The organism is Streptomyces sp. NPDC101165, assembly GCF_044768135.1.
Classification (GTDB): domain Bacteria; phylum Actinomycetota; class Actinomycetes; order Streptomycetales; family Streptomycetaceae; genus Streptomyces.
This window is the reverse complement of the sequence record NZ_JBIWPG010000016.1, coordinates 56,798-80,447: the sequence shown is the minus strand read 5'-3', so window position 1 is coordinate 80,447 and position 23,650 is coordinate 56,798. Positions and strand designations below refer to the sequence as shown.

Annotated in this window: 18 protein-coding genes; 12 read left to right on the top strand and 6 right to left on the bottom strand. The window is 72.9% G+C overall.

Annotated elements, in window-relative coordinates; all coding sequences use genetic code 11:
* Positions 1-141: 141 nt before the first annotated feature.
* From ACIRVH_RS30945 to ACIRVH_RS30930, 4 genes are all read left to right on the top strand, one after another.
* Positions 142-2,850, top strand: a complete 2,709-nt coding sequence (locus tag ACIRVH_RS30945; protein WP_403959963.1) for a protein kinase — start codon at positions 142-144, stop codon at positions 2,848-2,850.
* A 127-nt stretch (positions 2,851-2,977) separates the two neighbouring features.
* Complete coding sequence (locus ACIRVH_RS30940; protein ID WP_403959961.1) at positions 2,978-4,723, top strand: serine/threonine-protein kinase; 1,746 nt, start codon at positions 2,978-2,980, stop codon at positions 4,721-4,723.
* 64 nt (positions 4,724-4,787) lie between these two features.
* Positions 4,788-6,524, top strand: coding sequence for a protein kinase (locus ACIRVH_RS30935; RefSeq protein WP_403959958.1), 1,737 nt, complete (start codon positions 4,788-4,790; stop codon positions 6,522-6,524).
* 52 nt (positions 6,525-6,576) lie between these two features.
* Positions 6,577-8,169 carry a serine/threonine-protein kinase gene (locus ACIRVH_RS30930; RefSeq protein WP_403959955.1) on the top strand — a complete coding sequence of 531 codons (1,593 nt, stop codon included), beginning with the start codon at positions 6,577-6,579 and terminating at the stop codon, positions 8,167-8,169.
* Here ACIRVH_RS30930 and ACIRVH_RS30925 read toward each other — a convergent pair.
* Entirely contained in the window at positions 8,156-9,091 is a 936-nt protein-coding gene (locus ACIRVH_RS30925; protein WP_403959952.1) for an AraC family transcriptional regulator, read from the bottom strand. The two genes, ACIRVH_RS30930 and ACIRVH_RS30925, sit on opposite strands and share 14 nt — an antisense overlap.
* Before the next feature lie 71 nt (positions 9,092-9,162).
* Here ACIRVH_RS30925 and ACIRVH_RS30920 point away from each other — a divergent pair, with 71 nt between their 5' ends.
* From ACIRVH_RS30920 to ACIRVH_RS30905, 4 genes are all read left to right on the top strand, one after another.
* The gene (locus ACIRVH_RS30920; protein WP_403959949.1) at positions 9,163-10,065 is read left to right on the top strand and encodes an MBL fold metallo-hydrolase; all 903 of its coding nucleotides are present in this window, start codon (positions 9,163-9,165) and stop codon (positions 10,063-10,065) included.
* 45 nt (positions 10,066-10,110) lie between these two features.
* Complete coding sequence (locus ACIRVH_RS30915) at positions 10,111-11,025, top strand: serine/threonine-protein kinase (RefSeq protein ID WP_403959946.1); 915 nt, start codon at positions 10,111-10,113, stop codon at positions 11,023-11,025.
* Between the two features lie 127 nt (positions 11,026-11,152).
* Entirely contained in the window at positions 11,153-12,766 is a 1,614-nt protein-coding gene (locus ACIRVH_RS30910; RefSeq protein ID WP_403959943.1) for a succinic semialdehyde dehydrogenase, read from the top strand.
* 34 nt (positions 12,767-12,800) lie between these two features.
* Positions 12,801-14,606: a GMC family oxidoreductase N-terminal domain-containing protein gene (locus tag ACIRVH_RS30905; RefSeq protein WP_403959941.1), complete on the top strand. Its 1,806-nt coding sequence runs from the start codon at positions 12,801-12,803 to the stop codon at positions 14,604-14,606.
* A gap of 689 nt (positions 14,607-15,295) precedes the next feature.
* Here ACIRVH_RS30905 and ACIRVH_RS30900 read toward each other — a convergent pair.
* A complete protein-coding gene (locus ACIRVH_RS30900) occupies positions 15,296-15,562 on the bottom strand; it encodes a chorismate mutase (RefSeq protein WP_403959938.1) in 267 nt (88 codons plus the stop codon).
* 289 nt (positions 15,563-15,851) lie between these two features.
* On the opposite strand from ACIRVH_RS30900, the gene guaA reads away from it, so the two are divergent.
* Positions 15,852-17,432, top strand: a complete 1,581-nt coding sequence (gene guaA / locus ACIRVH_RS30895) for a glutamine-hydrolyzing GMP synthase (protein ID WP_403959936.1) — start codon at positions 15,852-15,854, stop codon at positions 17,430-17,432.
* A 15-nt stretch (positions 17,433-17,447) separates the two neighbouring features.
* Here guaA and ACIRVH_RS30890 read toward each other — a convergent pair whose 3' ends face one another.
* On the bottom strand, positions 17,448-17,909 hold the full coding sequence (locus ACIRVH_RS30890; RefSeq protein ID WP_403959932.1) for a pyridoxamine 5'-phosphate oxidase family protein: 462 nt from the start codon (positions 17,907-17,909) through the stop codon (positions 17,448-17,450).
* Between the two features lie 140 nt (positions 17,910-18,049).
* Here ACIRVH_RS30890 and ACIRVH_RS30885 point away from each other — a divergent pair, with 140 nt between their 5' ends.
* Positions 18,050-18,844 (top strand): class II aldolase/adducin family protein, encoded by a 795-nt coding sequence (locus ACIRVH_RS30885; RefSeq protein ID WP_403959929.1) that lies wholly within the window; start codon positions 18,050-18,052, stop codon positions 18,842-18,844.
* Here the strand turns inward: ACIRVH_RS30885 and ACIRVH_RS30880 are convergent.
* Entirely contained in the window at positions 18,841-19,725 is an 885-nt protein-coding gene (locus ACIRVH_RS30880; RefSeq protein WP_403959926.1) for a DUF4429 domain-containing protein, read from the bottom strand. The two genes, ACIRVH_RS30885 and ACIRVH_RS30880, sit on opposite strands and share 4 nt — an antisense overlap.
* Positions 19,726-19,915: 190 nt before the next feature.
* Between ACIRVH_RS30880 and ACIRVH_RS30875 the strand changes: the two genes are divergently transcribed.
* Complete coding sequence (locus ACIRVH_RS30875) at positions 19,916-21,202, top strand: hypothetical protein (RefSeq protein WP_403959923.1); 1,287 nt, start codon at positions 19,916-19,918, stop codon at positions 21,200-21,202.
* Between the two features lie 218 nt (positions 21,203-21,420).
* A complete protein-coding gene (locus ACIRVH_RS30870; protein ID WP_403959920.1) occupies positions 21,421-21,936 on the top strand; it encodes a DoxX family protein in 516 nt (171 codons plus the stop codon).
* Here the strand turns inward: ACIRVH_RS30870 and ACIRVH_RS30865 are convergent.
* Both ACIRVH_RS30865 and ACIRVH_RS30860 read right to left on the bottom strand, forming a co-directional pair.
* Positions 21,933-22,151 carry a hypothetical protein gene (locus ACIRVH_RS30865; protein WP_403959918.1) on the bottom strand — a complete coding sequence of 73 codons (219 nt, stop codon included), beginning with the start codon at positions 22,149-22,151 and terminating at the stop codon, positions 21,933-21,935. The genes ACIRVH_RS30870 and ACIRVH_RS30865 overlap by 4 nt on opposite strands.
* The gene (locus tag ACIRVH_RS30860; RefSeq protein ID WP_403959915.1) at positions 22,138-23,583 is read right to left on the bottom strand and encodes a PspC domain-containing protein; all 1,446 of its coding nucleotides are present in this window, start codon (positions 23,581-23,583) and stop codon (positions 22,138-22,140) included. Before ACIRVH_RS30860 ends, ACIRVH_RS30865 begins: the two co-directional genes overlap by 14 nt.
* Between the last annotated feature and the right edge of the window lie 67 nt (positions 23,584-23,650).

The window sequence follows — 23,650 nt, the reverse complement described above, 5'->3', positions numbered from 1 at the left end:
GTGAGAATCCGTCATCCCCTCAATGCGACTTGCCTCCGGCACGTATCGTGAATGGTTGCGGACCGTACGGAGCCGAATTGTGGATGCACAACGGGTCGTACGGGAACGGATGTGAACGACCAGGCGGCCGGGGGAGGCAACGTGGACGACTATGCGGGCCGGGTGCTCGCCGACCGCTACCGCCTGCCGCTGCCGCCCTCCGACGAGTACGAACTGACCGAGAGCCGGGCCTTCGACACCTACAGCGGCCAGGAAGTGCTGGTCCGTCAGGTGCCGTTGCCGGAGGTCGTCGAGGCCGAGGTGCTCGACGCGGAGGGGCTGCCCGAGGGGTTCACCGCGCGTGAGCGCGGGACGCGTCGTACCCCGGCGGCCCGGACCGCCACCCGCCGGCCCTCGGACCCGGCGGTGCGGCGCGCCGTCGAGGCGGCGCAGGCGGCGGCGAGCATCCCCGACCATCCGCGACTGGACCAGGTCTTCGACGTGTTCGCCGAGGGCGGCTCACTGTGGATAGTGAGCGAGTGGGTGGCCGCGCGTCCGCTGTCCGCGCTGCTGGCCGAGCAGCCGCTGACGCCGTACCGGGCGGCCGAGGTCGCCTCCGACGTCCTCATGGCGCTGCGTGTCCTGCACGGCCACGGCTGGGTGCACCGCAACATCACCGCCCGCACGGTCCTCGTCTGCGACGACGGCCGTGTGATGCTGACCGGCCTCGCGGTCGGCGCGGCGGAGGAGGCACTGTGCGGGTACGACCCGGTGCCGGTTCCGGACGGGCAGCAGGGCCAGGACGGGCCGACAGGAACCATCGGGCCGGGCGGTTCCGGTGGCCAGGGTTTCGGTGACTCCGGTGCTCAGGGTCTCGGTGGCGACGGCGGGCGGGGTGCCGCGGGCGGTGATGTTCCGGCCGGTGCGGTGAGTGGCCCGGAGGACGGTTCGGGACCCGTGCCGTCCCCCGACGCGGATCCCGAGGCGGCGCGGCGGGCCGCGATCCAGGCGCGGGCGGCCGGTGGGCTGCCCGTGCCGAGCGCGAACGGGGCTTCGGGTGGAGCCACCGTCCCCGGACCTGCGAGCCGACGCGCCTTGGAGAGCGGCGACGACATCCGCGCCGCTCGGGCCGGGGCCATCGCCGCCTACCGCGCGGGAGCCCGGGCCGCAGCCCGGGTGCAGGAAGCCCAGCAGAACGGCCGCGCCGCCCTGCCCGGAGCCCGCCCGCCCGCCGAGGGCGAGGCCACGGACAACGGCACCGTGCAGCCGCCGTACTCCTCCGGCCGGGCCGCCTCGCAGTCCGGCCGTATCGCCGACCCCTACGGGGTGCACGGCTCCTCCTGGCACGGCGCCTCACCGCGCACGGCCCCCGCAGGCACGCCGACCGAGCCGGGCGGCGACGGGCAGCGACCCGGCCTGCCTCCCGGGGAGTGGCGCCGCGGCGCAGCACCCGGTGCGGGCCGGCTGCCCGTACCCGGTCAGGCGCCCGCGGGTCCGCCGCGCGGCTCAGGTCACGGCGCCCCCGTTCCCGGACAGCCCCCCGCCCTCCCCGCAGGCGCGGCCCTCACCCCGGCCGCCGGTGGCGTCCGCTGGGACGAGCCCGGCGGCGGTGCCGTACGCCGTGGCCCCGCCACCGCGCTCGCCGCCGAACGGGCGCGGCAGGTGCGGATGACCGTCGTGGGGCCGGTGACCGAGCGGTGGGCGCCGGAGCAGGCCGGGCCCGTGCACGAGAACTGGCAGCTGGCGGCGCCGATCGGGCCTGCCACCGACCTGTGGGCCCTCGGGGCGTTGCTGTTCCGGGCCGTGCAGGGGCATGCGCCCTACCCCGAGGAGTCCACGGCCGAGCTGGTGCAGTTGGTGTGCGCGGAGCCGCCCGCCTTCGCCGAGGAGTGCGGGCCGCTGCGCCCGGTCGTGGAGTCGCTGCTGCGCCAGGACCCCACCGACCGGCTGGACTTCGAGGAGCTGAGCGGCTGGCTGCGCTCGCTGGTGCGCTCCGCGCCCGAGCCGGACGCCGGCGCCCATGTCGTCCCCGTCCCGCCCACCGACCCGAGCCGGCTGCCGATCGTCCGGCGTCGCGGTGAGCTGGTGCGGCGGCGGCGCGCCGGGATGCCCGCGCCCCATCCGCACGGCCGGCACAAGCGGGCCCGGGAGGAGGCGACCCGTTCCCCGCGCGGCCTCGGCCGGACGCTGCTCCTGCTGATACTGCTCCTGCTGGCCGGGGCGGTGGCGTACGCGATGCTCTTCATGCCGAAGCAGGGGGAGAGCGGCGCGGCGGGCAGCGACCGTACCGGCAGCGCCGGGGAGGCGAGCCCCGCGCCCTCGCGCACCCAGCAGCCGTCCTCCGGGCAGTCCGCGGGCGGCAGCCCCTCGGCGTCCGAGCCCGCCACCGAGACGCAGACCGGCGGCGATCCCTCCGTCGCCGACGGGTTCACCCTGCGCACCGACCCGGAGGGCTTCAAGGTCGCCGTCGCCAAGGGCTGGGACCGCACGCCCAAGAACGGCAGCGGCCAGGTGGTCTACTCGCACGGGAACTTCGAGCTGCTCCTCGTGCCGGGTCGGGACAGTGCCTCGGCGGGCGGCAGCGATCCGATGGTCTACCAGCGGGACAAGGAGCGCGAACTGCAGCCGTACCGGAACTCCAGCTGGGCCACGGCCACCGGCCTGCGAACGATCGAGGTGGGCGGACGGACCATGGCCGAGGGCCAGTTCACCTGGACCGACGGGCAGGGGCGCGACCTGTACGTGCGCAACATGGCGATCCTGCTGAACGGCCGTTACCACATCGTCCAGGTCCGGGGTCCGGAGGCCGAGCGGGACGAGGTGACGCGGCTGTACGAGCAGGCCACGGCGACGTACCGCTACACGCGTTGAGCGGCCTGTACACAGGGGTAGAGACAACCGTCACAGGACTGTCACCTTGGCACCCCGCTTGTTCCCAGCGGGCAGGCCGGTCCTTAGTCTGAGCCTGTCAAGAGCATTGCGGGGCAACGTGAATCAGATGCAGGGCCTGCTGATAGCGGGCCGCTACCGGCTTGCCGATTCCATCGGCAGCGGCGGCATGGGCCGGGTGTGGCGCGCCCACGACGAGGTGCTCCACCGGACGGTGGCCGTCAAGGAGTTGACCGCCGCACTCTACGTATCCGAGAGCGACCGGGCCGTTCTGCTCGCCCGCACCCGGGCGGAGGCCCGAGCCGCCGCGCGCATCAACCACTCCGCCGTCGTCACCGTCCATGACGTGCTCGAACACGACGGCCGCCCGTGGATCGTGATGGAGCTGGTCGAGGGCCGCTCGCTGGCCGACGCGGTCAAGGACCGCGGCCGCCTCGACGCGCGCGAGGCCGCCCGGATCGGCCTGTGGGTGCTGCGGGCGCTGCGCGCCGCGCACTCCGCCGGCGTGCTGCACCGGGACGTCAAGCCCGGCAACGTGCTGCTCGGCCGGGACGGTCGGGTGCTGCTCACCGACTTCGGCATCGCCCAGATCGAGGGCGACACCACCATCACCCGCACCGGCGAGGTCGTCGGCTCGGTCGACTACCTCGCGCCCGAGCGGGTGCGCGGTCACGACCCCGGCGCGTCCTCGGACCTGTGGGCGCTCGGCGCCACGCTGTACACGGCGGTCGAGGGCCGCTCGCCGTTCCGCCGCACCTCGCCGCTGAGCACCATGCAGGCGGTCGTCGAGGAGGAGGCGGAGGAGCTCCGCCACGCGGATGTGCTCGGCCCCGTCATCACCGCCCTGCTGCGCAAGGAACCGGCCCAGCGGCCCAGCGCTGAGGAGACGGAGCAGTTGCTCGCCGAGGCGGCGGAGGGCCGCCGGCCGAACGCCGCACAGGCGTTCGTACCGACCCAGGGCTCCGGCGTGGACACCAGCGGGTCGTACACGGGTGGGTCGTACGCCGGCGGGCCGTACCGCAGTGGGTCGTACGGCTCCGGAGCGGGCACCTCCGGCTACGGCTCCGGGACGGGCGCCGCAGGGCGTTCCGCCACCGGCCCCACCACCGCAGTGGCCCCGAACGGGATGGGCCCGACAGCGGTGGGACCGGCCACGGTGGCGCCCACCGCACCGGCCCGCCCCCGGCGCCCCCGGCGCCGCCTGCGCACGCTCGCGCTCGTCGTCGCCGTCGCGGCCGTGCTCGGCGGCGGTGCCGCGGTGGTCTTCCAGCAGTGGGACGGGTTCCAGGCCGACACCGAGGCGGGCGGGGCGACTCCGGCGCCGGCGACCTCGGCCACGAAGAGCCCGACCACGAAGAGCCCGGCCCCGGAGGGGGCGGTCCCCGACAGCTGGGTGCGGTACAACGACCCCGTGGGCTTCAGCCTCCTCCTGCCCAAGGGCTGGAAGCGCAAGGTGTACAGCGACGACGGCGCGCTCAAGCAGATCGACTACTCGCCCGACGGCGGCATGCACTTCGTCCGCGTCTCCATCGACACCAACCCGGACTTCTTCGACGCCTACCAGCATCAGAAGGACCTGGAACAGACGCTCCAGCGGCTGGTCGGCTACCAGCGCGTGGCCATGGAGACGAACACCTACCGCGACCGCAAGGGCTCGGTGTGGGAGTACACGTGGAACGCGCTGAAGAAGGACCCGCCCTACGTGGCCGGCCCGCGACACGCCATCGAGGAGACGTACTACTCGCGCGGGGGCACGGAGTACGCCATCTACATGTCGACGCCCGCCGCCGACTGGACGACGACGAGCAAGCAGTTCAAGTGGGTCCTGCAGGGCTGGCAGCCGAACTCCGACTGAGTTCCCGAGGCTTGGCCGATGACCGCCCCGGAAGGCGTGCGGCCGGTGCGGCATGATGGGGCTCATGGGATCCGAGGGGGACGACTTCCGTGTGATCGCGGGCCGTTACCGCCTACTGGCGCGGATCGGGCGCGGCGGAATGGGCGTCGTATGGCGGGCCGGCGACGAGTTGCTGGGTCGCCAGGTCGCGGTCAAGGAGCTGTCCCCGGACGACTCCCTCACGGATGACGACGCCCGCCGCCGCCGGGAGCGCACCTTCCGCGAGGCGCGGGCGGTGGCGCAGCTGCGGCACCCGCACATCATCGTCGTGCACGACGTGGTCGAGCAGGACGAACGGCCGTACATCGTCATGGAGCTGATCGACGGCGGCTCGCTCGCCGACCGCATCGCCGCAGGTGGGCCGGTCGACGCAGCGGAGGCCGCCCGGATCGCCATCGACCTGCTGAGCGCGCTGCGCACCGCGCACGCGGCCGGGGTGCTGCACCGGGACATCAAACCGGCGAACGTGCTGATCGAGTCCGACACCGACCGGGTCGTGCTCACCGACTTCGGCATCGCACAGGTCGCGGGCGCCACCACGCTCACCGAGACCGGCTCCTTCGTCGGCTCGCCCGAGTACACCTCCCCGGAACGGATGTCCGGCGTCCGCACCGGGCCGGAGTCCGACCTCTGGTCGGTGGGCGCGCTGCTGTGCACGGCGCTCAGCGGCGAGTCGCCGTTCCGGCGCGACTCGCTCGGCGGCATCCTGCACGCCGTCGTCGCCGCCGACATCCGGCCACCCGCGCAGGCCGAGCCGCTGCTGCCCGTCGTACTCGGCCTGCTGGAGCGCGACCCCGACCGGCGGCTGGGCGCGGCGGAGGCCGAGCGGATGCTGCGGACGTACCTGGAGACGGGGCGCACCCCGGCCGCGCCGGGCGGCACACCGGGCTCGGCCCGCACGCTCCGGAGCGGTGACACGAAGGGGCGTACGCCGCGGCTCGGTGACTCCCGAGGCCGTACGCCCAGGCTCGGTGACTCCCGAGGCCGGGCACCCGTGAACCCCTACACGCCCACCGAGCACGACGTGCCGCACGGGCCGCTCACCCCGCCCGCGCCCACCGCCGAACAGCCGCCGGCCGCACGCCAGTCCGCGCGCGGAGTGCTGGTCGCCGCGCTGCTCGTGGCCGCGGTGGCCGGCGCGGGCGTGTCGGCGACGGCACTGCTGCTGAACCAGGGCGGCGACGGAGGCGGCGGCACCCCGAGCGGCACGGCGACCAGTCCGACCACGCCCACGGGCAACTCCCCGTCCACCGGCGCACCGAAGTCCCCGACGCCCACCGCGAGCAGCGCACCGGCGGCCTCCACCACACACACCGCACCCTCCGGCTACCGCACCGCCCGGGACCCGGCCGGCTTCTCCCTCGCCGTGCCGGAGGACTTCACCCGCGAACGCCAGGGCGAGCGGGTCTTCTACCTCTCGCCGGGGCAGACCTTCCGCCTCGGCATCAAGGTCTCCGCGCCCGAACCCGGCGGCCCCACCGGGGTGATGAACCGGTCGGCGGCCGACGGGCCCAGCACCAACCCCGGTTACCACGACGGCCGGGTCACCACGACCACGCACGCCGGACACCCCGCCGCGCTCTGGGAGTTCACCTGGAACGGCTTCAGCGCGGCGGAGGGCGCGCGCCACACCTACGACGTGTGCTGGGAGGAGGGCGGCCGGATGTACGACGTGTGGGTGTCGGCGCCGGTCGGGAAGGTCAAGGAGGCCCGGGAGTACTTCGACGTGGCCGTGGACACCTTCTCGGTCACGGCTTCGTGACCGGTTCGCGTTCCCTGTGGCTGGGGCGCTCATGGCGCGATATGGATGAACCATGAGCAGTGACGGGGGAGCCGGCCGCACGGCCGACGACACGACGAGTTTTGTTCTGCAACCGCCGAGCCCGAACCCGGGCCCTCAGCCTCCGGTGGTGCCCGCCCAGGGCGCCGGGCGGTTGATCGCCGGGCGGTACCGGCTGCTCGCCAAGCTCGGCCACGGCGGGATGGGCACCGTGTGGCGGGCCAAGGACGAGATGGTGGACCGCGAGGTCGCCGTCAAGGAACCCCGGGTCCCGGACCACCTTCCCGAGCGGGAACGCGCCAACGCCTTCGAGCGGATGCGCCGCGAGGCACGCGCGGCGGCCCGGCTCGACCACCCCGCGGTGGTCGACGTGTACGACGTCGCGGTCGTCGACGACCGCCCGTGGATCGTGATGGAGCTGGTGCGTGGACGCTCGCTGGGCGACGCGCTCCAGGAGGGCACGCTGGACGCGCGCGAGGCGGCCCGGACCGGTCTGCAGGTGCTCGGCGCGCTGGAGGCGGCGCACGCGGCGGGCGTCCTGCACCGGGACGTGAAACCGGACAACGTGCTGCTGGGCCGGTACGACCGGGTCGTCCTCACGGACTTCGGCATCGCGCAGATCGAGGGCGAGACGAACCTGACCGACACCGGCGGCTTCGTCGGCTCGCCCGAGTACATCGCGCCGGAACGGGTGCTGGGGCAGCGCCCCGGCCCGGCGAGCGACCTGTGGTCCCTGGGTGTGGTCCTCTACACGGCCACCGAGGGCGTCTCCCCGTTCCGCCGCAGCAACACCCCGGCCACCCTGCAGTCCGTCCTCAACGCAGCCCCGGCCGTGCCCGCCACCGCGCGGGGCCCGCTGGCCGAGGCCATCAACGGGCTGCTCCAGAAGGACCCCGCCCGCCGTCCGACGGCCGCGCAGGTCCGCGGCCTGCTGGAGGCGGCCGCCGAAACGCCGGCGCCGGAACCCACCCAGCAGGTCCGGGTCACCGAGCCCGCCACCCGCTCCGCGCGGCCGGGCCGGAAGGTCTGGCTGGGCGTGGGCGCCGCCGTGGTCGCGGCCGCTGCGGCCGGATACCTGGTCCTCGCGGACCCCTTCGCCGGCCCGCTCCCCGACGGCTGGACGAAGCGGGCGGACCCCAGGCTGGGGGCCACCCTCGCCGTCCCCGCGACCTATCAGGTGGGCCACCCGGACAAGAACGCCACCGACAAGAGCTGGGTGTCGTACACGGACTGGAGCGGCGGCATCTCGGTCGTCCTGGACCTGACCAGGAAGTCGGAGGACTCCCTCAAGGAGATCAAGAGCAACGCCGTGGCCCAGATGCGCGCCGACGACGAGAAGTTCAAGAACGAGGGCGCCTACGAGCTCGGCATGGCCAAGGGCGCGACGACGCACCCGGACGACAACGCCAAGTACCGCGGCCGGCAGGCCGCCACGAACACCGTCGCCTACACCACCGACGACAGCGAGAACCCGCGCCCGCGGGAGATCCAGATCTTCTACTACCGGACCAGGTCCGGCGACCTGTACCGGCTCACCATCGGCTACCCGGGCAAGGGCGACTTCACCGCCCGGGGCCGGGAGGTGGCGAAGGCGGCGATCGCGAACCTGGACATCACGAAGCCGTGAGGGCGGGCTCCGCGGCCCGGACCCGCTCCCGGTACCGCCCCGGTGTGGTGCCGAACTCCCGGCTGAACGCGTGCGAGAGGGCGTACGGGCTGCCGTAGCCGGTCTCCCGGGCCACCGTCGCCAGGGGCACGTCCGAGTCGCGCAGCCGGGTCGCCGCCAGGGTCAGGCGCCACCAGGTGAGGTACGCCATCGGCGGGCGGCCGACCAGCGAGGTGAAGCGGCGGGACAGGGTGGCGCGGGAGACGCCCGCCTCCGAGGCCAGCCGGTCGGCCGTCCAGGCGGCAGCCGGATCGGAGTGCAGGGCCCGCAGCGCGGCCGTCGCCACCGGGTCGTTCAGCACCGCCGGCCACGCGCCCGTCTCCGCCCGGGTCATCCAGGCGCGGACCATGTAGATCAGCAGAAGGTCCAGCAGACTCGGCAGGGCCAGGCAGGCGCCCGGCCGGCGCTCGTCCAGCTCCCGTGCCAACAGGTCGACGGCGGTGCGCAGTTCGGGATGGTCGCCGACCCGGTGCGGCAGGTGCACCACCTGCGGCAGCTCCGCCAGCAGCGGGTGCGTGCGACTGCGGTCGAGACGGTACTTGCCGCACAGCAGCTCGACGCCGGGGCCGGACCCGGGAAGCCGTACGTCCGTGTCCCCCACCTCCTCGAACGGCACCGCCCGCCGTATCTCGGCGGCTCCCGCCGCCCGGTCCGCCAGCACGTGTCCCGCCCCGTGCGGCAGCAGCACCACGTCCCCCGTGCTCAGCGGCACCGGGTCGCCGCCCCCGTCCGGCACGAGCCGGCACGCGCCGCTCAGGACGACATGGAAGCCCGCCCCCTCGTACGGCGCGAGCCGGACGCTCCAGCTGCCGCGCACCCGCAGCCGGTTCGAGGACGGCCGGCCGGCCCGGACCGCCGAGATCGCATCGCTCACCACATCCATGAGACAACAGCGTATTGGACAGAGCCGAATGAGCATTGGGACGTTCAATCCAGGCTCCTAGGGTCATCGGTATGGCTGATGACAATGTGCAGAGCTTCAGGGTCGGCGACGTCGAGGTGCTCCGTATCGTCGAGTGGCGGGGGCCGTACGTGCCCGCCGGGGCCCTCGTCCCGGACTGCGGGCCCGAGGTGTGGAGCGCCCACGAGGAGGAACTCGTCCCCGACCACCGCGAGCCCGGCGGCGACCGTGCCGTGGTGGCGCTCCAGACCTGGGTGGTGCGCTCCGGTGGGCGCACGGTGCTGATCGACACCGGTGTCGGCAACGGCCGCGAGCGTCCCGGCAATCCGCTCTTCCATCAACGGCAGGGGGACTTCCTGGACCGCCTGGAGCGGGCCGGGGTCCGTCCGCAGGACGTCGACGTCGTCGTCAACACGCATCTGCACGGCGACCATGTCGGCTGGAACACCCGCAACGCCGACGGCGTGTGGGTACCGTCCTTCCCCGGCGCCCGGTACCTCCTGCCGGCCGCCGACGACCACCACTTCGGGCCCGAGGGCGGCTACGCGGGCGGCGTGCGCGTGGACGACCGGCTCGTCTACGAGGACAGCGTCGCGCCCGTGCACCGGGCCGGGCAGGCCGTGGTGTGGGACGGCGAGTACCGCATCGACGAGCATCTCGTCCTGGAGGCCGCCCCCGGCCACACCCCGGGATCCTCCGTGCTCCGCCTCGCCTCGCGCGGCGAGCGGGCCGTGTTCGTCGGCGACCTGCTGCACAGTCCGGTGCAGATCCTGCACCCCGAGTGCAGCAGCTGCTTCTGCCTCGACCCGCGGCAGGCGGCGGCGACCCGGCTCCGGGTGCTCGAACGCGCCGCCGACGAACGGGCGTTGGTCGTCCCCGCGCATTTCGGTGGCGCAGGCGCCGTCGAAGTGCGCAAGGAGAAAGGGGAGTTCACGCTGCACCGGTGGGCCGCCTGACCGCCCGCTTCGACAAGGGCGTGGTGCGCACGGTACTCATGTGACATGACTGGAGACGGCGAACGCTCGCCCGACGGACGGTTGATCGGTGGGCGCTACCGGCTCCTGGAGCGCCTCGGTGCCGGTCCGTCCGGGACCGTCCGGCGGGCGCGGGACGAGCAGGGCCGGCGGGACGTCGCCGTCAAGGAGCCCGTCCTGCCCGGGGATCCGGCCGACGACGAGGAGAGCCGGCGGATCGCGCACCGTCTCCACACGGAGGCGCGGGCCGCCGCCCGGGTACGGCACCCCTCGGCCGTGACCCTGTACGACGTCGTCACCGAGAACGGACTCCCCTGGATCGTCATGGAGTTGGTCCAGGGGGAGTCGCTGCGGGAGGCTCTCGGGCGCGGGCCGCTGGAGCCCGCCGAGGCCGCCCGGGTCGGGCTCGCCGTCCTCGGGGCGCTCCGGGCCGCGCATGCCGTCGGGATCGTGCACCGGGACCTCAAGCCCGCCAACGTCCTGATCGAGTCCGGCACCGGACGGGTCGTCGTCACCGACTTCGGGATCGGGGACGGGCACGCCGGAGAGGGGCCCGCCGAGTTCGTCGCGCCGGAGCGGGCGTCGGGGCGCGGTGCGGGTCCCGCCTCCGACCTGTGGTCCCTCGGGGCGCTGCTCGCCGCCGCCGTCGGGGGCGGGGACGCCGGGCCGCTCGGCCCGCTGCTGACCCGGCTGCACGCGACGGAGCCGGAGGCGCGGCCGGGTGCGGAGGAGGTCGCGGCGGTGCTGGAGGTGTGCGCGGGCGTACCGCCCCTGGCGGAGACGACACCCGGGACCGACCGGGAACCCCCGCCCGCGCCGGGACCCCGGCCCGTGCCTCCCGCTCCGGTCCCCGTGGCTCCCACCCCCACCCCCGACCCCCGCCGCCGCACCCCCCTCGCCGCCCTCGGTCTCCTCCTCGCGAAAAAGCCCGGAGCCGAGTGATCGTCACCCCGACAACGCCCTGATCAGCACATTTGCTGCCAGTGATCACTGGCGCTGTGTGTGTACTCCGTGAATCCCCGTTACCGACGGGTACCCAAAGCCTTCGCCTCGGCATACCCTGCGCGTCATGACGGACTCGCAGGCCCCGGACATCACCGGCACCAACCCCCTCGCGCCCGCCCCCGAAGGGGCCCGCACCGCCGCCGACGTGGTCACCCCCGAACTGGTGGCCCAGCTGACCAAGGGCGTCGTCGGCTCGGGCCGTACCGCCAACCACACGCCGTTCACCGGCGAGAAGCTGGCCGACCTGCCCGAGTCCACCCCCGAGGACGTGCTCAACGCCTTCCAGGCCGCCCGCGCCGCCCAGGCGGTGTGGGAGAGGACGCCGGTACGGCAGCGGGCCGCCGTGCTGCTCCGCTTCCACGACCTGGTGCTCGAACGGCAGGCCGAGGTCCTCGACCTCATCCAGCTGGAGACCGGGAAAGCCCGCCTGCACGCGCACGAGGAGGTCCAGGCCGTCGCGGTGGCCGCCCGCCACTACGGCCGCAAGGCCCCCGCCTACCTGCGGCCCAAGCGGCACGCGGGCGCTATGCCGACCCTGACGAAGGTCACCGAACTCCGCCACCCGCGCGGCGTCGTCGGCCAGATCGCCCCCTGGAACTACCCCCTGGAGCTGTCGGTCGGCGACGCGCTGCCCGCCTTCGTCGCCGGCAACGCGGTCGTGATGAAGCCGGACACCGAGACCTGCCTCACCGCGCTCTGGGCGCGTGACCTGCTCATCGAGGCCGGACTGCCCGCCGACGTCTTCCAGGTCGTGCTCGGCGAGGGCCCGGTCGTCGGTCCGGAGGTCGTCCGGCACGCCGACTACGTCTCCTTCACCGGCTCCACCCGCACAGGGCGCGAGGTCGCGCAAGGTGCGGCGGCCCGCCTGGTCGGCGTCTCCCTCGAACTCGGCGGCAAGAACGCCATGCTGGTGCTCGAGGACGCCGACATCGAGAAGGCCGCCGCCGGCGCCGTACGCGCCTGCTTCTCCTCCGCCGGCCAACTCTGCATCTCCATCGAGCGGCTGTACGTCCACGAGTCCGTCGCCGACGCCTTCCTGGAGCGCTTCGCCGCCCGCACCAGGGGCATGCGGCTCGGCAACTCCCTCGCCTACGGCGCCGACATGGGTTCGCTGGTCGGGGAACGGCAGCTGAAGACCGTCGAACGGCACGTGGAGGAGGCCGTCGCCAAGGGCGCGAAGCTGGTCGCGGGCGGTGTGGCCCGCCCGGACATCGGCCCGTACTTCTTCGAGCCGACCATCCTCGACGGTGTCGAGGACTCCATGTCCGTGTGCGAGGAGGAGACCTTCGGGCCGGTCGTGTCGATCTACCGCTTCAAGACCGACGACGAGGCGGTCGAGCGCGCCAACTCCACGCCGTACGGCCTGAACGCGTCCGTGTGGACCAGGAGCGCCCGCCGCGGCCAGGACGTCGCCTCCCGGCTGCGCACCGGCACCGTCAACGTCAACGAGGGCTACGCACCCGCCTACGGCAGCGTCCAGTCCCCGATGGGCGGCATGAAGGACTCCGGCCTCGGCCGCCGACACGGCTCCGAGGGCATCCTCAAGTACACCGAGGCGCAGACGGTGGCCGAGCAGCGGCTGCTGCCGATGGCGCCGTCGCTCGGCATGGACGACGAGAAGTACGCCCAGTTCATGAGCCGCAGCCTCCGCCTCATGAAGGCGTTCCGCTTCCGCTAGAGCAAGACAACCCCGTTCTCGACGAGGAGAGCACGTGTCGCAGGAGAAGTCTGTCCAGACCCGGGACGAGGACGGGTACGACTACGACGTCATCGTCGTGGGCTCGGGGTTCGGCGGTTCGGTGACCGCCCTGCGCCTGACCGAGAAGGGCTACAAGGTGGGCGTCCTGGAGGCCGGCCGCCGCTTCGCCCGCGACACCCTCCCGAAGAACTCGTGGGACCTGAAGAACTACCTCTGGGCCCCCAGGTTCGGCATGTACGGCATCCAGCGCATCCACCTGCTGGGCAACGTGATGGTGCTGGCGGGCGCCGGGGTGGGCGGCGGCTCGCTCAACTACGCCAACACCCTCTACGTACCGCCGAAGGCCTTCTTCGACGACCCGCAGTGGAAGGACATCACCGACTGGCAGGAGGAGCTGAAGCCGTACTACGACCAGGCGCAGCGCATGCTCGGCGTCCGGCTCAACCCCACCATGACCCCCTCCGACGTGCACCTGAAGGCGGCGGCACAGCGGATGGGCGTCGGCGACACCTTCCACATGGCGCCGGTCGGCGTGTTCTTCGGTGACGGCAAGGACGCCGACGGGGCGGCGAAGGCGCGGCCGGGCGGGCAGGTCGACGACCCGTACTTCGGCGGGGCCGGCCCGTCCCGCAAGGCCTGCACCGAGTGCGGCGAGTGCATGACCGGCTGTCGGCACGGCGCGAAGAACACCCTGAACGAGAACTACCTGTACCTCGCCGAGAAGGCGGGCGCGGTGGTCCACCCCATGACGACGGTCGTGTCCGTCACCGACGACTCGCGGGGCGGCTACGCGGTGGCGACGCTGCCGACGGACCAGAAGAAGAAGGGCAGGGGCCGGCTCTTCACCGCGCGGCGGGTCGTGATCGCGGCCGGTACGTACGGCACCCAGACCCTGCTGCACCGCATGAAGTCCGGTGGCCAGCTGCCCCACCTCTCCGCCCGCCTCGGCGATCTGACCCGCACCAACTCCGAGGCGCTGGTCGGCGCGCAGACGGACAACCGCCGCTACCGCAGGGCGACCGGAGAGGCGAGGGCCGACTTCACCCGCGGGGTCGCCATCACGTCCTCCGTCCACCCGGACGAGAACACCCACATAGAGCCGGTCCGCTACGGCAAGGGCTCGAACTCGATGGGCGGCCTGTCGATCCTCCAGGTCCCCTACGCCGAGGGCTCCTCGCGCGTCCTGGCCTGGCTGGCGAACGCGGCCCGCCACCCCGTGCTGGTCGCCCGCTCCCTGTCCAACCGGCGCTGGTCGGAGCGGACCATCATCGGCCTGGTGATGCAGTCCCTGGACAACTCGCTGACGACGTACCTGAAGCCCGACGGCGTCGGCAAGGGCCTGCTCACCGCCCGGCAGGGCCACGGCGCGCCGAACCCCAAGCAGATCAAGGCCGCCTCGGAGGCCGCCTCGGCCCTCGCCGCCGAGATCAACGGCTTCGCGGGCAGCAACGTCGGCGAGCTGATGGGCACCCCGCTGACCGCGCACTTCCTGGGCGGCTGCCCGATCGGCGCCTCCCCGGAGACGGGCGTGATCGACCCGTACCACCGCCTGTACGGCCACCCCGGCATCTCGGTCGTGGACGGCGCCGCGGTCTCGGCGAACCTGGGCGTCAACCCGTCGCTGACGATCACCGCGCAGGCCGAGCGGGCCATGTCGTACTGGCCGAACAAGGGTGAGGAGGATCCGCGTCCGGCGCAGGGAGCGGCGTACGAACGCCTGAAGCCGGTGGAGCCGCGCACCCCGGCGGTCCCGGCGGACGCGTTCGGCGCGCTGAAGCTGCCGTTCCTGGGGATCCCGGCAGTGCCGCCGAAGAAGTAGCCGCGGAGAAGTCCTCGGTTCGACCGGAGAAAGCACCGAGGGACCTGCATCCCCCTCCGAACGCAGGTCCCTCGCTCTTACCGTCTTCTTGATCCGGTAGCAGGTTTGATCAGCGAGGGGCCTGAACGGTTGCGCCGCCTCACGCGATTCTTCTGTGATGTGAGTCACGCGCGAGGGGCGTGTGGCGGGCGTGACGAAAGGGCCCCGCGGGCTTGAGCCGCGGGGCCCTCTTTCGTCAGCACCGACGTCAGGGCGGCGCCGGTGCCTGGGAGCGACGCCGGGGGGTTGCGCCGCTTCTCCTGTGGTCTCGACCCCGGGCGGACAGGCGGGGGTGGGGCAATGCCGTTGTCTGCGAGGGGACTTGGGGGCTTTCTACGCATCGTGCTGGATGAGCGAGGCATCCGCAACCGTTTGACCCGGCACTGGTGCATTTTTGCAATTTTCCGCCGGTCGGCCCCGGGCGTCCCCGGAGCCGGCCGTTCTCTTGGGTGACCGGGCTGCTGTCCCCTGCCGTCCGGTCACTTCTCTGGAGCGAGGTCCCACGGCGCACGGCACGACCCGTACGCCTCATCGCTCCAGCGAGCCACGCGTGGTTCTTTCGGGCCCGCCCCTGGCTGGCACGGACACCGGGATCAACGAAGCGGTCCGTGGGCCGGTCACGCGCCGTACGGGTGAGAGCGGGACCGAACTCAGATGCGACCCCGGCACAGCTCCAGCAGCGTCATTGCGAGGGCGGTGCCCGGCTTGCCGAGGGCCTCGCGGTAGCGGCCGAGGATCTCCATCTCGCGGGAGAGGTTCACCCGCCGGCCGCCGGAGGCGATGCGGGTCTGCTGGACGACGGTGGACACGGCCATCCGCTCCTGGATGAGCCCGATGATCCGGTCGTCGAGCGCGTCGATGCGCTCACGGGCGTCGGCGATGGTCCGGTCCGGACTGGTCGTGGTCGCGGTGCTCATGCTGGGGGCTCCTCGTGAGGTGGCTGGTGGATGCCCCGGAACGACAGAACCCGGAAAACGACAGGCGCCCCGGGCCTTGTCGGCCCGGGGCGCCTGGGAAGTCGCTTGGCGTCAGCTCAAGCAGCACGACCATGGCAGCCGGCGGGCCGGGTGCCATAGGTAAAGACGAAGGTCGAGTGCTTGCGCATGGGGGCCAGTATGCCACGGCACCGGGTACGGGACGCCTCCCGCGCCCGCCCCGTTAGAATCGGAAACACAGACCCCCGCCCAAACCGCCGGAAGGCACCCCGTGTCATCAGCGACTCCCGCTGCCGCCACCCCCGACACCGTCCTGGTCGTCGACTTCGGCGCGCAGTACGCCCAGCTCATCGCCCGCCGTGTCCGCGAGGCGCGGGTCTACAGCGAGATCGTGCCGAGCACCACGCCGGTCCAGGAGATGCTCGCCAAGAACCCCGCGGCGATCATCCTCTCCGGCGGCCCCTCGTCCGTGTACGAGGAGGGCGCCCCCCGCCTCGGCCGCGAGCTCTTCGAGGCCGGCGTCCCCGTCTTCGGCATGTGCTACGGCTTCCAGCTCATGGCGGAGGTCCTCGGCGGCACCGTCGACAACACCGGCGCCCGCGAGTACGGCCGTACCGACCTGCACGTCTCCCGCACGTCCTCCACCCTCTTCGAGGGCACCCCGGCCGAGCAGCACGTGTGGATGTCGCACGGCGACGCCTGCTCCGCCGCCCCCGAGGGCTTCACCGTCACCGCGTCCACGGACGTCGTCCCGGTCGCCGCCTTCGAGGACGACGAGAAGAAGCTCTACGGCGTCCAGTACCACCCCGAGGTCATGCACTCCACGCACGGCCAGCAGGTGCTGGAGCACTTCCTCTACCGCGGCGCGGGCCTGACCCCGTCCTGGACCACGGGCAACGTGATCGAGGAGCAGGTCGCCGCGATCCGCGAGCAGGTCGGCGACAAGCGCGCGATCTGCGGTCTGTCCGGTGGCGTGGACTCCGCCGTCGCCGCCGCCCTCGTCGCGCGCGCCATCGGCGACCAGCTGACCTGCGTGTACGTCGACCACGGCCTGATGCGCAAGGGCGAGACCGAGCAGGTCGAGAAGGACTTCGTGGCCGCGACCGGCGTCAAGCTGGTCGTCGTGGACGCCGAGGAGCGCTTCCTGACCGCGCTCAAGGGTGTCAGCGAGCCCGAGGAGAAGCGGAAGATCATCGGCCGCGAGTTCATCCGCGTCTTCGAGCAGGCGCAGGCCGAGATCATCGCCGACGAGGGCCCGGCCGTGGAGTTCCTGGTCCAGGGCACCCTGTACCCGGACGTGGTCGAGTCCGGCGGCGGCACCGGCACCGCCAACATCAAGTCGCACCACAACGTCGGCGGCCTCCCCGAGGACCTGGAGTTCAAGCTCATCGAGCCGCTCCGCAAGCTCTTCAAGGACGAGGTCCGCATGGTCGGCCAGGAGCTGGGCCTGCCGGAGGAGATCGTCCAGCGCCAGCCCTTCCCGGGCCCCGGCCTCGGCATCCGTATCGTCGGCGAGGTCACCAAGGAGCGCCTGGACCTGCTCCGGGACGCCGACGCCATCGCCCGCGAGGAGCTGACCGCGGCCGGCCTGGACCGGGACATCTGGCAGTGCCCGGTGGTCCTGCTCGCGGACGTCCGCTCGGTCGGCGTCCAGGGCGACGGCCGCACCTACGGCCACCCGATCGTCCTGCGCCCGGTCTCCTCCGAGGACGCCATGACCGCCGACTGGTCGCGTCTGCCGTACGACGTGCTCGCCCGTATCTCGACCCGGATCACCAACGAGGTCCGGGACGTCAACCGGGTCGTCCTCGACGTGACGTCGAAGCCGCCGGGCACCATCGAGTGGGAGTAGTCCCGCCGCTGAGGATCATGTCCGTTTGAGAGACCGCACCGGCTCTCCGGGCTTCCAGACCTGGGTGACCAGGTACTTCTCGTCCTCGACGTAGGTCCGTACGACCTCCGTCAGCTCGGTGCGGAAGAGGTGGAACGGCTGCGGCGGTTCCACCTCTTCGACGTATGCGGCCTTGGCCGCGCCGTCCTCGACCTCGAACGCCCGGCCGCCGATCCGCACGTCCCCGCTGCCGACGTCGGCGCCCGGGTTCGCCTGGAGCGCGAAGCGCGGGTCGCGGAGCAGGTCGAGGGCCTTCAGGGAGCGCGGCATCATGCCGAGCCACAGCTCACCACCGAGGAAGCGGACCTCCAGGCCGGACGTGCGGGGCGACCCGTCCCTGCGCAGGGTCGCGAGGACGTGGTGCCGGTAGCTGCCGAAGCGCTCCTCGGCGAGTGCTGCCAGTTCGGGTGCTGCGGTGGTGAAGGCTGCCCAGTTCATACGTGCCAGTCTCACCGGCAAACCGGACATCCTCTGTCGTGTATTCGCTGCGTACGTCATCTTTACAAAACAGCACTGCCCTTTTGCGCTGACCGGCGGTAACTTCCGGCGCGTACAGCACTCCCCACGCTGGAGGACCTATGCACGGGCCGACCCCGCCCCTGCCGCTGCCCACCGACCAGCTGCAGTTCGCCATGCCCCCGATGCACGACTCGGTCGAGGACGAGCGCCGGCACCGCAAGGAGCGGCTCGCGGGCGCCCTGCGGATCTTCGGGCGCGCCGGATTCGAGGACGGGGTGTCGGGCCACATCACCGCGCGCGACCCCGAGTTCAGCGACTGCTTCTGGGTCAACCCGTTCGGGATGCCGTTCAAGCACGTCACCGTCAGCGACCTCGTCCTCGCCAACCAGGACGGACAGGTCGTCGAGGGCCGCTACCACGTCAACCAGGCCGCGTTCACCGTGCACGCCCAGGTCCATGCCGCCCGCCCCGACGTCGTCGCCGTCGCCCACTGCCACTCCGTGCACGGCCGGGCCGTCGCCGCGCTCGGTGACCTGATCGACCCGATCACCCAGGAGAGCTGCGCCTTCTACGAGGACGTGGCGCTCTACGACACCTACACCGGCGTCACCGTCGACGCCGCCGAAGGCCGCCGTATCGCGACGGCCCTCGGCTCCCACAAGGCGCTCGTGCTGCGCAACCACGGGCTGCTGACCGTCGGGGACTCGGTGGACGCCGCGGCCTGGTGGTTCATGTCGCTGGAGCGGTCCTGCCAGGTCCAGCTGATGGCGAAGGCGGCCGGCCGGCCCGTCCTGATCGACCACAAGCAGGCCGTGGCCACCCGCGAACAGCTCGGCGGCGACCTGGTGGGCTGGATCAACTACCAGCCGCTGTGGCAGGACATCAGCCGCAGCGAACCGGATCTGCTCAGCTAGAAGCCCCGCAGGACGGTGGCCTTCGTCTGCGCGAACTCCTCGTCCGTGAGCACCCCGTCGCGGTGCAGCTCGCCCAGCTCCCGCAGCCGGCGCAGCAGTACGTCGTGGTGGTCGGCCTGCGCCGGCACGGTGGCCGGGGGCCGGACCCGCTCCGTGAACGCGCCGCCGGTGCGGGTGGAGGGATGCGGCAGCCGGGCGGTGACGGCCGCCGCGACCAGCGCGGTCAGCAGGTCGCGCCGGACGCTGCCCCACAGGTCGAGGGTGTAGGGGTCCCGCTCGGGCGGCAGCTTGGAGAACGCCGTCTCCCGGGTCACGAACCTGAGGAAGCCGTCCTCGTAGCCGGAGTTGGGCAGCCACTCGGCCTGGACCAGGTCGCCGAGGCCGATGATCCGCGGGCCGGTCGCGCGCTTGACCCGGTCGGAGGTGTCGGCCCAGTCGATGCGCACCTGCGCGCCGTCGAAGGAGACAGTGCCGTCGGAGGAGCGCACCGAGACCGGCACCGGTGGCCCCGGCAGGAGGTAGGCCGCCGTGGGCTCCTTGGGGACCTGGTCGAGCAGCAGCGCGTGCCGGATCTCCTCGGCGACGAACTCGGCGACCCCGCCGCGGTCCGCGTCAACGGTCAGCCGGTAGGGGTCGGCCGCCTCCGGGAGCCGCCCGCCGGTGGCCTGCAGCAGCGGGTCGGCGCCCTCGCGCAGCCGCATCCGCAGCCGGCCGCGCCCCCGCTGGGGTTCGTAGCCGACGCCGGACACCGCTTCCAGCGGCACGGCGATCTCCCCGTACGTCTGCCGGAACAGCGGTACGGAACGGTGGAGCCCGGGGGTGATCCGGATCGTGCTGCCGTCGAACGCCCAGGTGCCGTCCCGCTGGAGGATCTCGGCCATGGGGAGATTCTCGCAGCCGGGTCAACATGGTGGCCCGAACTTCACTCTCAGGGACTTGGACAGAGGGGTCGGAACGGCCCTGCGTAGGGCACAATTCGCTCTCGACACAGGGGAGTTGCACGGCGGTGGGACGGCTCGCAGAGGGGGACGTCGGCCGTGTCTCGGGGCGAGGGGAAGGCGGGCGTCGGGCGTGGCGGTGCAGGAGGCGAGACACGGCGCGGCAACGGGTGCCGAGGGGGCGCACGGAGGCGGCTGCGCCTGCGGGGACTGTCCGCACGGGGCCCGCGAGGGGCATCGGCGGGCCGTCGCCGCGTTCCTGCGCGCCCGTGACGAGTTCGCGGCCGGGCAGGGCCTGCCGGCGGGCGTGGCGCACTCGGCGTCCGCCTCCCGCCAGTGGGTCTCCGCGGAGCTGACCGAGCAGGCGGAGGCCGTCGCCGAACGGGGCCGGGCGGAGGGCGAGGCCTGGCTCGCCCGGCTGTGGCTGCGCACGGTGTGCGCGGTGTGGGGCGCGGTCGTCGCCCTGCTGCTCGCCGAGTCGCTCACCGCGGTCGGTGCGGACTGGACCGGCGCCCGTACGGCCGCACTGCTCGCCGCGCTCGTCGTCGCGGCGGCCCTGACCGCCGCCTCCTGGTTCCACCGGGCACGCGGCGGAGTCCTGGCCCCCGTCATCGGCGAGGACAACCGGATGTCCACCTCCCGTACGGTGGCCGCCTGCTGGGTGCTGTTCGTCGCCTACGCGGTGCTGCTGCTGGCGGTCCGCCTGGCCGCCGCCTCCGACCACGGCGAACGCGACGCGCTGCTCTCCGGTCTCGATCTCGCGCGCGGGGCGGGCGTGGTGACCGTCCTCGCCGTGGTGTGCGGCATCGCCGTGCTGGTCCGCCGGGTGGTCGGCCTGCGCATCCTCGGTCTGCGGCTGCAGAAGGTGCCGGCCCACCGACCGCGCGCCGCCGACCTGCTGACCGACGACTCCGGCCGGGGCGCCTTCGCCGACATCCAGTACGCCGTCATCAGCGCCGTCGCCCTCGCCTTCGCCGCGGTACGGCTGGCCCGCCGCCCCGACCAGCTGCCGGACCTGCCCTGGGGCCTCGCCGTCGTCGTGCTGATCTCGGCCGCGACCTACCTGGCCGGCAAGTACGCGGAGGGCGGCCGTCCGGTGATCCTCTCCGTGGTCCGCGCCCGTGAGCCCGGTGACCTGGACGGACCGATCCGCACCGGCGACGACATCGAGATCCGCGGCACCGGCTTCGTCCCACCCGGCGCCCACAGCGCCGACCGTCTCTCCCGCATGGTCGTGCGCATCGGTGCGGTGGACGTCCGGGTGCCCCTGGTCCCCGTCGCCGGCGGCTTCCGCAACCCCACGGACACCGTCCTGACCGTCCCGGTCCCGGCCGAGGTGGAGCCCGGCTCGGTGGAGGTACAGGTGGTCACGGCGGCCGGGGTGGCGACCAACCGGTGCATGGTCCACGTGACGGAGTAAGGGCAGGGGAGCGGCGAGCGAGGGCATCCTGCCGGTGACACCGACCGACCCGCAGTGGCAGCCGGGGCCCGCGACTCGTGCACCCGTCCCCTGTACGAGGACCCGAAATCAGGAAAAACGTCCGGGAGAGGATTGAACCGTTCCCGTTTGTCGTACGTATCGTCGAGTGAGGGGTCGGCACGGCGGGTGAGAGGTGGCTATCGGCGATGACTCACGGCATGCGGACGGATACAGAGACGTCCTACCTGAACCGCGGCGACTGGCGGGACACGGCGACCCGCTACGCCCTCCTTCCGCTCCGGATCTTCCTCGGGGTCACCTTCATCTACGCCGGCCTGAACAAGCTCACCGACAGCGCGTTCATGAAGTCCGGCGGTGCCGGCTCGATCGGTGACACGATGCGCGCCGCACGCGACTCCGCGGCCGTCCCCGCCCTGATCGACATGGCCCTGAAGAACCCGGTCGGCTTCGGCTACGCCATCGCCCTCGGCGAGCTGGCCGTCGGCATCGGCACCCTGATCGGCCTGCTCGGCCGGCTGGCCGCCCTCGGTGGCGCGCTGATCTCGCTCAGCCTGTGGCTGACCGTGAGCTGGGCCACGACCCCCTACTACTACGGCAACGACCTCGCCTACCTGATGGCCTGGCTGCCCCTCGTCCTCGCCGGAGCGCCCTACCTCTCCCTGGACGCGGCCTGGCGCTCCCGCCGACGGCAACGGACGGGCGGCTACCGCTAGGCCCCCCAGCCGTTCTCCGTGCCGCGCCGTCTGCGTATGCCCCGGGTCACCGCCGCCGTGACACCGGCCAGGACGAGGCCGCCCGCCACCAGCGGGACGGCCATGAACGGGGGGGTGCTCCACAGGCCGGCCGCGTCACCGGCGTAGACGGCGCCGGCGGCGGTGAAGGAGAGACCGGCGACCAGCTTCCCGGGCTGGAACTCATGACGCAGCACGGCTGACCTCCAGCTCTCCGACGCCCACCCGCAGATCGAGCCGCAGTGTCCCGGCGGCCTTGCTGCCCCTGACCGGCGACAGCGTCACGGTCCTGTGCCTACCGGGCTGCACGTCCACGTCCTTCCCGTTCTCGCCGGGCAACCGGATGTCGCCCACCCCCACGTCGATACTCATCCGCACGGCCGCGTCCGCCGGCACGATCACCTTCAGCTGCCCCGCTCCCACCTCGGCGTCCGTGGCCACCGTCTGCCCCTTCGCCGGGTGCACCCGGGTCAGGTCCAGCGTGCCAACACCGGTGCCGAGGCTGTACGCGGACCGCACGTCCGCCGTCGCGGTCGGCTTCCAGGACGTCTGCCTCCAGTGGGTCGTGATGTCCTTGGGCAGAGCAGTGGCCCCCGCGAGCAGTGCCGCCGTGACGATCGCCAGGAACACCGACCCGGCCCCGGTCCGCCCCAGGAAGGCGCTGAGCGTGATGCCCAGACCGAAGACCACGAGCGCGCAGGCAAGGCCGGCCTGCAGGCTGGTGCCCAGCGGGTGCGTGTCCCAGGTCAGCCCGGTGCCCACGCCTCCGGCCAGCAGGGCGAGCAGGAATATCCAGCCGCCGATCCAGCGCGGGCCACGTGGTCTCGGGGGTGCGGTGCGCGGCGGTGTCGAGCCGCTGTGGGGCCAGGGCGTGGCGATGCCGACGTCCACGGACGAGGTCAGGTCGCGGGCGTCCCCGGGGCCCCAGAGGTAGCCGGTGCCGCCGACATGGGTGCCGTCCTTGACGATCGGGTCCCGCCACCAGGACGGGTAGGTGGTGACGACCGGCGGCGCCTGAGCCTCCGGCGGGGCGTCGGCGGCGGCCTGCGCGGCGAGCGGATCGGGGTCGGCGGCACCGCGCCGCCGCGACCAGTAGCCGGCGCCGGCCAGCAGCAGGGAGAGCACCACGGCGAAGGTCAGCACCCCGCCGTTCTTCAGCATGGTCAGGAAGATCCCGCAGCCGACCAGGGCGAACAGCACGGCGGCCAGCGCCTGTCCGTCGACCCGGCCCGTCAGCAGCCTGCGGACCTCGTTCTCCTCGTCCCCGTCGTACGGCACCAGCAGCCAGGCGAAGCCGTAGAAGATGAGGCCGATGCCGCCGGTCGCGGACAGCACGGCCAGGGTGATCCGGAAGATCACCGGGTCCATGTCCGTCTGCCTGCCGAGCCCGGCACACACCCCGGCGATCATCTTGTGCCGGCGGTCGCGCCGGAACCGGAGATCGCTGTCGATGGTCTCCGGCTCCCCGGCGGTGTCGTGATCCCGCGTCGCTTCCGTTCCTTCCCTCGCTCCTGCTGTTCCCGTCCCTCCCGTCGCGGCGGGCGCGGCATCCGTCGGTCCGGTGCCCGGGGCCGGGCGCGGGCCGGGGCCGGGTCCCGGACCCGTCGCGGCGTGCTCGTGATCCGTCATGCGTCCATGGTGACGGCCCGTCCGCCGCGACGGCAGTCGGGATGACCCTGGGCGAACCCTGAGATCG